The organism is Streptomyces sp. MB09-01 (genome assembly GCF_033794505.1).
Taxonomy (GTDB): domain Bacteria; phylum Actinomycetota; class Actinomycetes; order Streptomycetales; family Streptomycetaceae; genus Streptomyces.
On sequence record NZ_JARAYQ010000301.1, the window covers coordinates 1 to 8,963 of the forward strand.

Below are 8,963 nucleotides of genomic sequence, written 5' to 3' on the forward strand. Positions count from 1 at the left end.
GGGCGGGGTTGTGGTGGAGTCCGGGGCCGACTTGCGGGCCCATTCGCCGCAGTGGACGCCGATTTTCAACGCGCGCGACATGTTCCATCCGCCGCCCTCCCTGGCGTCCTTGAGGATGTCTCCGCTTGCCGCGTAATCCGGGTAGTCGGCCCGTCGCTGCTGGCCACCCTGCGGTTCCTCGACAACGCCTCCAACGTCCTGCTGGTCGGCCCGCCCGGCGTCGGCAAGACGATGCTGGCGGTCGCACTCGCCCGCTCAGCGGTCGATGCCGGCCGCCGCGTCTACTTCACCGCCGCCGAACTCGCGGCCAAGTGCCACAAGGCCGCCCTCGAAGGCCGCTGGTCGAGCATCATGAGGTGCTTCGCCGGCCCCGCCTGCTCGTGATCGATGAACTGGCAGACTCGGGCTGGGCGCAGGCCGATGCGCGCGAGGCAGACGAAGCGTCGAACGGCGTCGCAGGGGCCCCGGGATCACGGGGGAGCCGGGCCCGAGGGCGGTGCTGACTGGCAGCCCCTCATCCGGGCCCGGCCCGCGGGAGAGCGCCCCGACTTACAGCCTCGGTGTCGCGCCGGGGACGAGGGTGGGTCCCGCCGGGCGGCGGGCCGCAGGGGCTGTCGAAGCGGAGGGAGCGGGGGCTCCGAAAGGAGCTGCGAGGACCGTGCCGGCGGATGCACAGCGTGGGATAGGTGTCGTTCAGCTCGCCCTTGCCGAGGGGACACCACTCCGCTGACCGCACCCGTGTGAACTACGCGACCGTCCACGAACTGCTGGCCGCACGGGCTCAGCCAGAGGGCGATCGGCCGCCAACTCCGCATGACCTCCCCGCACCCTCAAACTCTTGGCCGAGGCAGCCCCCGGAGGACCTGTTCCACGGGCAGTGGCAGGGCCGACCATCCAAACTCGACGCCTTCAAACCCTACCTGGATGACCGCTGGAGCCAAGGCTGCACGAACGCCTGGACGGTGCGGGAGGAGATCGTGCCGCTGGCCGAAGCCGAGACCAGCCCGGCACGGCGCGAGTTCTTGGAGGGATTCCCAGAAGGCTTCGGGCTCGTTGAGGACGGGATCTGACCTTGTGCCACGCTCGCGGAACTGGCGCAGCTCCTGGACGCCCCCGCTGAGGACTTGCTTGGCGTGGGCGGCTGCGCGATGTGCCCGGGATGGCGGCCGTCTCGGGCCGGCGGGCCGTACCTGGTAGCCCGTGGGAAGGCGGGTGTGTCCGGGGCTTGTGGCCGCTGTGGTGTCGGGTGGGCGGGGAGCGTTGCTACTTTTGGAGTATGACTGACAACTCGGCGCCCCGTTCTGGTGGGAGGACTGAGGCGCAGTGGAGCGCCGTTGACCCTTTCGCCCCGGATAAGGCGCGAGTACTCGCGCAGCAGGTCGTGATCTCCCCGGGTGCGCGGCGCGCGTACGTGGCCGCGCACATCGTCTCCGACGAGACCGCTGAGCAGCAGATCCGCCAGCTCCTTGAGCGGATCCTGCAGACGGGCAGGATTGCCCGGAGCCCCTCGGGATGGCGTGCCCGCAGCCACAAGGCCGACAGCCCGGACGACGGTTCGCCCGAGGGCTCGTACGCCTTCATCCTGGACGGCGCCTGCCGTCGGGTCGTTGCGTACTTGGGCCCGGCGGTCTCCTGGTTCGATCAGGAGACCCCCATCCCGACCGAGGAGCTGCTGCACCAACTCGACGAGCGACGCCGGAGGGAAGGAGAAGCCCAGCGCCTCAAGGTGCGGCGGCAGGAGGAGCAGGCGCAGCGGCAGGCGGCCCACGAAGAGCGCATGCGCGTCGAGCGCGCCGAGGCGGAGGCACGCCGAGCGGCGGCACTTCCCGTACCGACCTGGCCCCTGTTCGACGCCGATCAGGCGTACGACTGGGATGGTCAGGCTGTACCCCTGCCACATCCCCGGCGTCCCATCACCGACGAGGAGACGATTCGTCGCACGGGCCGCCGCCCCTACGTCCTCTTCCACGCCGACGCCCTGAACTCCCCGTTCTTCCGCGACGTTCCCCTCGAGGAGCGTCCGCAGGCGCTGCGCGCGGTGGTGGACACTCTGCTGCGGGCACCGACCAAGGGCAGGGTGACCATCGGGCCCGCGTCTATAACGGTCACCGGGCTGAAGGTGACGTTCACATTGACGCCCGACTGCGCCATGATCCGCACTCTCAACCCGCCGAAGCCGGGCAACAACGAGCCAGCGCGCTATCGGGCGGACCGCTGGAAACTTCCCCGCCCAAAGAAGAGCGAGTAGCAGCTCCTCGCCAGCCGCGGCTGGCGGCGGGAACAGCACCAGACATTCAATGCGGTGGTCACGCTGGATCGCCGCAGACAGCTGGGCCCTCGACATCTGCGGCATGACCGGCTAATGCGCCTCCGTCCGGGCGCGTGACCGACGCCCGGGCCCCGCGCAGTCACTGGCAGGAGAACTACGCCGGGCCGTCCCTGGAGCGGCCGGTCCCGCGGTCCTGTTCGTCTTCGCCCCAGCCCCGCGCCGCGCGGCCCCAGGAATGAGGGAGGCCGCCTTCCACGAGCGAACCCGCAGCGTCGGGGAGTGAGCCACCGGCTCATAGTGGCGACCACGACCTTGCCCCTGCTGGCCCGCGACGGGACCAATCGGCCGGTATAGCGGGTCGTCGGCCGCGGCGAGCGCGATGGGCGCCCCGCCTGCGGTGTTCCTACCCTGGAGCGTCGCGAGGTCGTTGTCGTCAAAGGGCCGCCATGCGCCGGTCCGACCCAGAAGGACGACGCCGACCGGGCAACCTGTCTTCCGTACGGTCACGCTCAGCCCGCCCTCATCAGGGGGCGTGGTGGGGGAGCCGATCGGGGAGAGAACGGCAAACTATATGGCCAGGGATCAGGTCTGGGGGGAACGGGCCGCGTGCCAGACCGGCGACCCGGAGGAGCTGTTCGTCGAAGGAGCCGCCCAGGCGCAAGCGAAGGCAGTCCTCCCTGGCTGCCCGGTGCGTACAGAATGCCTGGCCCACTCGCTCGACCACCGCGTCGAGTCTGGGGTCTGGGGAGGCATCACCGAGCGCGAGCGCCGCGCGCTCTTGAAGCGAAGGCCAACGGTCACTTCCTGGAAGCGGCTCCTCGAGGCCGCCCGCAGTGAGTACGACCACAACGCCCCGGTCAGGCCATCCAATGCGGCTGCCAGCTGACGGGGCCCTTTTGTGGAGGGTTAGTCCATATCCAGGAAGTACACGCCGGCCTTGGCGCCGGCGAAGAGCGTGAACTGAACCTCGCTGCCATCCAGAGAGACTGTCTCGCTCCCGGGGTCGATTTCCACGGGTTCGGCACCGACGAGCACGAACTCGCCGTATCCCTCAAAGTCCCCCGGTGAGTCCGCCGCACCGATATGGATCGGTGTGTCATCGGGGAGACCGGAGAGCGCGTCGTGCAGCCTTGCTGCAGTCCACACGTGGGGAGTGTGCTCAAACGTGTCAGCCATGGGAAGAGGTTAGGACCGCAGGGGACAACGAGGGGGTCAGCCGCGCCGCTGATACGGAACGGGCCCATCGCTCGCCAACGGCCTCCGACACTCCGCTGTCCAGCTCGGCTTGCGCCTCCCGGGTACCCGGTCGCTTCGCACCTGGGTGGAACAGTGCCCGCCTACCTCGTACTGGGCACTCTCCAGCGACAAGTCCGTCAGCCCCCCACACCTGGATGAGCTTCTTCATGCGATGACTGCGACCGTCCCCGAGCGCTGATGATCTCGGCTCTATGCAGCACCCCAGCGCCTGAGAAGTTTGACCGATCCCTTTTCCTCGCAGCCTGATGGGAGGCATCGGAGGACGCTGTCGAGAAGGGGGCATACGTGACCAACCAGCTATACGCCTTGATTGGCGTCACACTGGGCGCGGTCTTGTCGTACTTGGTAGGGATGCTGAACGAACGCACGCGCTGGCGAAGAGAACAAGGAGCACGATGGGATGGAATGCTCTTACAGGCATACAGCGACTATGGCCAGGCCATCAAGGAGTGCGTCGTTGCCTACCAGCGGCTCGCTGCTTACCGAGGGTTGACCGAGGATCCCACTCCCATGGAGCCCACGAACGATGGCCTGGAGCAGGCTGCAAAGGCAGAAGCGCGGCGCGCCGCCATGACCGAACCCCTCCGACTTCTGGCCGATCCAGCAACGGCCAACGCTGTCCGGAAACTGAACGACGCCGTTTGGCATCTGGAATGGATGGCACGGGGACGCCTGACAGGAGAAGCAGCCACATGGGAGCAGACATACGGCGTGTACCGGGCCGCCAGGCAAGCATTCTACGAAAAAGCCCGAGCGGGCCTGCAGGTCCCAGGCGGAGTCATCGCTGAACGCGAGATCTGGCCGCCGTCCTGGCGGGCGGGCGCCTGACCGCCCGCCGCTCAACATCTGACAGCGCAGCCCACCACAATCCGGCCATGTGGCCAGTGCCGGCTGGGGCCTGCCGCATCTCTGCCGCTCAAGGCGGCTCAAGGGGAAGGCTCTGGAGCAGACCGGTACCCCGACCGCGGAGAGGTGGGCGGAACCTGGTCGTGCTCAGGCTTGCCGCCGGGGAGATGATGATGGAGCGGCAGGCGGGGCGGCTGCATGATAAGGGGCGGCATCCGGAGGCGGACCGCATCCAGCACGATCTCCTGGATCAGGGGTGACGGCAGGCCGGACGCGGCGGGCCACCATCTTCGGCTGCCCGGTCTCGTCCATCACCACCCCGCTGCTCGCCCTCAGCTTCGTCTTGCGCCTGCGGGCCGCCCTCGTGCTGCTGTGGGCGCTGGGAAGCGACCGGAAACGCCACATCCTCGAGCGGGCGCACGAGCGGGCCATCGCGGTCACGATCGCGTGACTCGAAAACGAAGTCGCGGAGACCTGGTGGGCGCGTGGCCGCCACCGCGCGAAGCCAAACCGCGGCCTGCTGGTGTCCGGCTTCCGGCACTTCGACAACCGCGCCAGCTTTCCGCTCCTGCACGACCCCGCCCGTTTGGCTGCCCCCGGCAGCCAAAACGGCTCACCTCCATCGCCTGCTTCGACCGCCCGACGCACTGGCAGGTGGCCGGCACCGACGGGATGCCCCAAGGGCATCGACCGCTGGCGAGCGCCTTTTGGTCGCCAGCCGGGCCCTGCAAGACGCGGTCCGGACCGCTCGCACGGCGTCCCGGCAGCCCATTCGCAGTGACCACTCCCCAGATGTACGCGGTCTGCATGACCGGCCGCCAGCGCGTCCGACGTCAAACACGCCCAGGGCACGACCGCCGTGCCAACCCCCGTCGGGCGCTCCACATCCGTCGACGCACATCAGCAGGAGCCGTTGCCCGGCAACTGCTCTCCACCTGTCGTGCAAGCCACCGTCAAGTTGGCGCAACCCGAGTAAGAGCATGAGCCAGGGGAGGGAATCGGGGAGGGACCCACGTCGGGCCCCGCGCCGTGGGTGCGCTCACCGGAGCCCCTCGCCCGACTGGCCTCCTTCCACAGCAGGCCGATGCCCGCGGTCGGACGATTGGTGCCTGCTGGGCGTCCCGGCCGGGCTGGCGCAGAATAGAGACCGGTGCGCAGTTTCAAGATCGGGAAGACCGTCCTACGGCGGGACGTGCATCGTGGCGACAGAGCGTGAGAGGACCAGGCCTTACGCGTCGTCAACGACACCTGCGAGGTACTTATCTCGGCCTGTTGTCCCGACGGAGCGCTGTTACCGGTGGACTTCAGTCTCTCGGCTGTTTCAGTCCCTGGGTCTCTTCCATACTAAACTCGCAGGTCAGAGCGTTGATCAGCCATTGTAGAGGGGACTGAAGGGACTGAAGGGACTGAAACGGCCAGTTCCGCTTACATGCGTGCGCGTGTGTATGCGCACGCGTAGAGAAACACCCCCTAACGCTGGGCAACTCATAACTGGCACCTTTGAGTCCCTTCAGTCCCTCGATGGGGAGTGAACCCCCTCTGAACTGGCCTTTTGTCGGAGGGACCGACAGGGGCCAAGTTGGACAGTCCCTCCGCCGGTCCCCACCGCGCAGGCCCGACTCGCCCGGGCTGCGGGGAAGCCCGCTCAGGTGTGTCGGGCCTGCCGCCCTTGACGGTGCAGGCTTTCAAGGGACTGAAGGGACCGGAGAACTGATGCGACAGCAACGAATGACCCCCCACCTTGGGGTAGGCTCTGGCTCTTATTGGGAAACTCGGTCCCTTCAGTCCCTCTCCGGAGGGCCCTGGTCCTCTGACCAGGGACTTTACCCAGGGACTGAAACAACTCTTGGGCCCCTCAACAAGGACAATCAGTGCCGCGCCATGGTGAGAGCAAAAGAAGAGCGCCTGCGGAGAGCTTCGTCAGTCCCTTCGATGTCGCTCTCTGGTGTGCATCACAGGGCTGGCCCGTGCACCCTCTGGCTCCGGGGCGCAAGACACCTGCAGCCAACTGCGACGACTGCCGGCCTGCAGCGCATCCTCCGCAGAGTTGCCCCTGCGGGGCAAGAGGCAAGTGGTGCCACGGCTTTCACGCAGCTACCACCGACAGCGCCAGGCTGAGCGCATGGTGGGGCGACCAGCCGGCGTTCGGGGTTGGGGTGTCCTGCGGTCCCGCAGGACTTGTAGTCCTTGACGTCGACGCACACAGTGCCGAAGTCCCTGCCCGAACGCGGCTCCTGCCAGGAATCGAGATCCACGAACAGGTCAACCTGACAGGCCTGGCCTCCGGTTTCGACACCCTGGCACTGCTGGCGGCTTTCAGAAAGCAGCCAAACCCGTCGGAGGACGAGACGACCCTACGCGTCAAGACACCCTCGGGCGGTCTCCACATCTGGTACCAGGCTCCGCTGTCCGGCATCCACTACCGATCGTCGACGGGGTCCAGTCCCAAGGTGGCGCTCGCCTGGCAAGTCGACGTACGGGCCACCGGAGGCTACATCGTCGCCCCCGCAACCAGGACGCAGGCGGGCACCTATGTCCCCGTCGGACCAGCCCGAGTTCCGGCCCCCCTACCTGACTGGCTCGCGGCAGAACTGCAACGAACCGGGCATGTGGTTTCCGCCACGACTGTTAGCCCACCAGCACAGGCACCACGACACGCCGCGAAGCGCAACAGCACATCCGCTCACCGTCTGCTGGAGCCACTCCTGGCCGAAGTGGAAGGCTGCGCCGCCGTTGCGAACGGAGCGAGCTTCACGGAGAAACTAAACCGGGCGGCCTACACCGCCGGCGGCCTGGTAGCCGCAGGCCATCTCACGGACTTGCAGGCCCGCGAGCTCCTCACGGCAGCGGCTGACGCGGCGCGCCCTCACCAGAGCCACCGCAGCATTGCTGTCATAACCTCTGCCCTGTCCGCCGGTCACAGCCGGCCGCTTCACCTCAAAGGACGCCCATGAGCAGCGCCGACGGCCCGCGTTTTGACGCAACAGCCGCCGCCCAGCAGATGCTCGGCTTCCAGGACCTGCCGGGGCCGACGAGCCTGCCAGCCCAGCAGAGCACCGCAACGGTGCATGAGCCGACCCGGCCATCCGGTCAGCTTCCCGGCCTGCTCTCTGACCGGGGCAACGCCAAGCTCTTCGCCGTGATGTACGGGGACCAGTTTCGCCATGTGGAGGGTTTGGGCTGGTACCACTGGAATCAGTACCGCTGGAAGCGCACGGGAGGAGAGAAGTCCGCACTGTGGGCGGCCGGCGACATGGCCGAGCAGATGCCTATCACCGACCCCACCGGACAATTCAGCGACCGGGACTTGGCCGCGCACCGGCGCAGGTCGATGTCAACTCCCGGGATCAAGGCAATGCTGACCCAGGCGAAAGCCTCACCCGCGCTCGCGCTCGACCCGGACGTCCTGGACGGCGATCCGTACGCCCTGTGCACCCCCGCTGGGGTCGTGGACCTGCATACAGGCGTCCTGCGCAAGCCGGACCCCGAACGCGACATGCATTCGCGCGCCACGGGCGTCGCACCGGAAGCCACGCCGACCCCTCGCTGGCACCGTTTCCTACACGACACATTCGGGGATGATGCCAAGGGCCTGGAAACCATCCAGTTCCTCCACCTGCTCCTCGGCTACTCCATCACCGGAGACGTCGGCGCGCAGGTCCTGCCGTTCCTCTACGGCACCGGCGCGAACGGCAAGTCGGTCCTCCTGGACGTCATGACGCAGATCCTGGGCGACTACGCGCAGGCCGCCCCCCCTGGCTTCCTGATGGAGAAGGGCAAATTCTCCGAGCACTCCACCGAGCTCACCGAGCTCCACGGCCGGCGCATCGTGGTGTGCAGCGAGCTCAAGCCCAATGACAAGTTCGACGAGTCCCGCGTGAAACTGCTGACCGGTGGCGACCGCATCATGGCCCGCCGCATGCGGCAGGACTTCTTCAGCTTCAACCCCACCCACAAGCTGTGGCTGCTGGGCAATCACCGTCCCGAGGTGGCTTCCGGAGGACACGCCTTCTGGCGCCGTATCCGCCTGATTCCGTTCGAACGGGTCGTTCCCGCTGCCCGCAAGATCGACAACTTGGCCAAAGAGCTCGTCCAGAGCGAAGGCCCGGGCATCCTGCACTGGCTCATCGAAGGCGCCCAGCACTACCTCGCCACCCGCGACCCGCTCACCGGCCCCGCCTCGGTACGCACAGCAACGCAGGCATACGCGACGACCGAAGACCACATCGGCCGCTTCCTCACGGAATGCTGCGTCACCGACGGCACCACCAGCCGCGGTAACGAACGAGGCGCAGGCGACCTCAAGGTGGAACAAGGCCTGCTCTACGCCGCCTACAGCAGCTGGTGCAGCGCCGGCGAAGGAATCCGCCCCGCGACCGCACGCGCCTTTGCTACCCGGGTGCGGCAAGAACTCTGCCTAGCCTCACCCGCCGACATGATGAAGTCGAGCGGCAAAAAGTACTACCCCGGCCTCGCCCTCCTGGCCGAAGACCAATCCGAGCCCGGACATGTCTAGCTCACGCGGACTACGCACCCCCACCGCACTTCCCTACGATGGACCTGGTGCCCCTACACGGGACCAGTCCCATCC

At 67.5% G+C, this 8,963-nt stretch carries 9 protein-coding genes; 8 read left to right on the top strand and 1 reads right to left on the bottom strand.

Translation table 11 applies throughout. From position 1 onward, the window contains the following. Positions 1–51 precede the first annotated feature (51 nt). From PV721_RS37510 to PV721_RS37525, 4 genes are all read left to right on the top strand, one after another. Entirely contained in the window at positions 52–384 is a 333-nt protein-coding gene (locus PV721_RS37510; protein WP_416371262.1) for an ATP-binding protein, read from the top strand. Between the two features lie 356 nt (positions 385–740). Next, on the top strand, positions 741–1,070 hold the full coding sequence (locus PV721_RS37515) for a hypothetical protein (protein ID WP_319732434.1): 330 nt from the start codon (positions 741–743) through the stop codon (positions 1,068–1,070). Between the two features lie 311 nt (positions 1,071–1,381). Further along, positions 1,382–2,248, top strand: coding sequence for a hypothetical protein (locus PV721_RS37520; protein ID WP_319732435.1), 867 nt, complete (start codon positions 1,382–1,384; stop codon positions 2,246–2,248). A gap of 592 nt (positions 2,249–2,840) precedes the next feature. Next, the gene (locus tag PV721_RS37525) at positions 2,841–3,155 is read left to right on the top strand and encodes a WhiB family transcriptional regulator (protein WP_319732447.1); all 315 of its coding nucleotides are present in this window, start codon (positions 2,841–2,843) and stop codon (positions 3,153–3,155) included. A gap of 20 nt (positions 3,156–3,175) precedes the next feature. On the opposite strand, the gene PV721_RS37530 is transcribed toward PV721_RS37525, so the two are convergent. Next, positions 3,176–3,445: a DUF6225 family protein gene (locus PV721_RS37530; RefSeq protein WP_319732437.1), complete on the bottom strand. Its 270-nt coding sequence runs from the start codon at positions 3,443–3,445 to the stop codon at positions 3,176–3,178. 366 nt (positions 3,446–3,811) lie between these two features. Between PV721_RS37530 and PV721_RS37535 the strand changes: the two genes are divergently transcribed. The 4 genes from PV721_RS37535 to PV721_RS37550 all read left to right on the top strand — a co-directional run bounded on the left by PV721_RS37535 (position 3,812) and on the right by PV721_RS37550 (position 8,888). Then, the gene (locus PV721_RS37535; RefSeq protein ID WP_319732439.1) at positions 3,812–4,354 is read left to right on the top strand and encodes a hypothetical protein; all 543 of its coding nucleotides are present in this window, start codon (positions 3,812–3,814) and stop codon (positions 4,352–4,354) included. A gap of 274 nt (positions 4,355–4,628) precedes the next feature. Beyond that, a complete protein-coding gene (locus PV721_RS37540) occupies positions 4,629–4,823 on the top strand; it encodes a hypothetical protein (RefSeq protein ID WP_319732441.1) in 195 nt (64 codons plus the stop codon). 1,420 nt (positions 4,824–6,243) lie between these two features. Next, positions 6,244–7,326 (top strand): bifunctional DNA primase/polymerase, encoded by a 1,083-nt coding sequence (locus PV721_RS37545; protein ID WP_319732443.1) that lies wholly within the window; start codon positions 6,244–6,246, stop codon positions 7,324–7,326. Further along, positions 7,323–8,888: a phage/plasmid primase, P4 family gene (locus PV721_RS37550; protein WP_319732445.1), complete on the top strand. Its 1,566-nt coding sequence runs from the start codon at positions 7,323–7,325 to the stop codon at positions 8,886–8,888. The genes PV721_RS37545 and PV721_RS37550 overlap by 4 nt, the downstream gene beginning before the upstream one ends. Positions 8,889–8,963 lie beyond the last annotated feature (75 nt).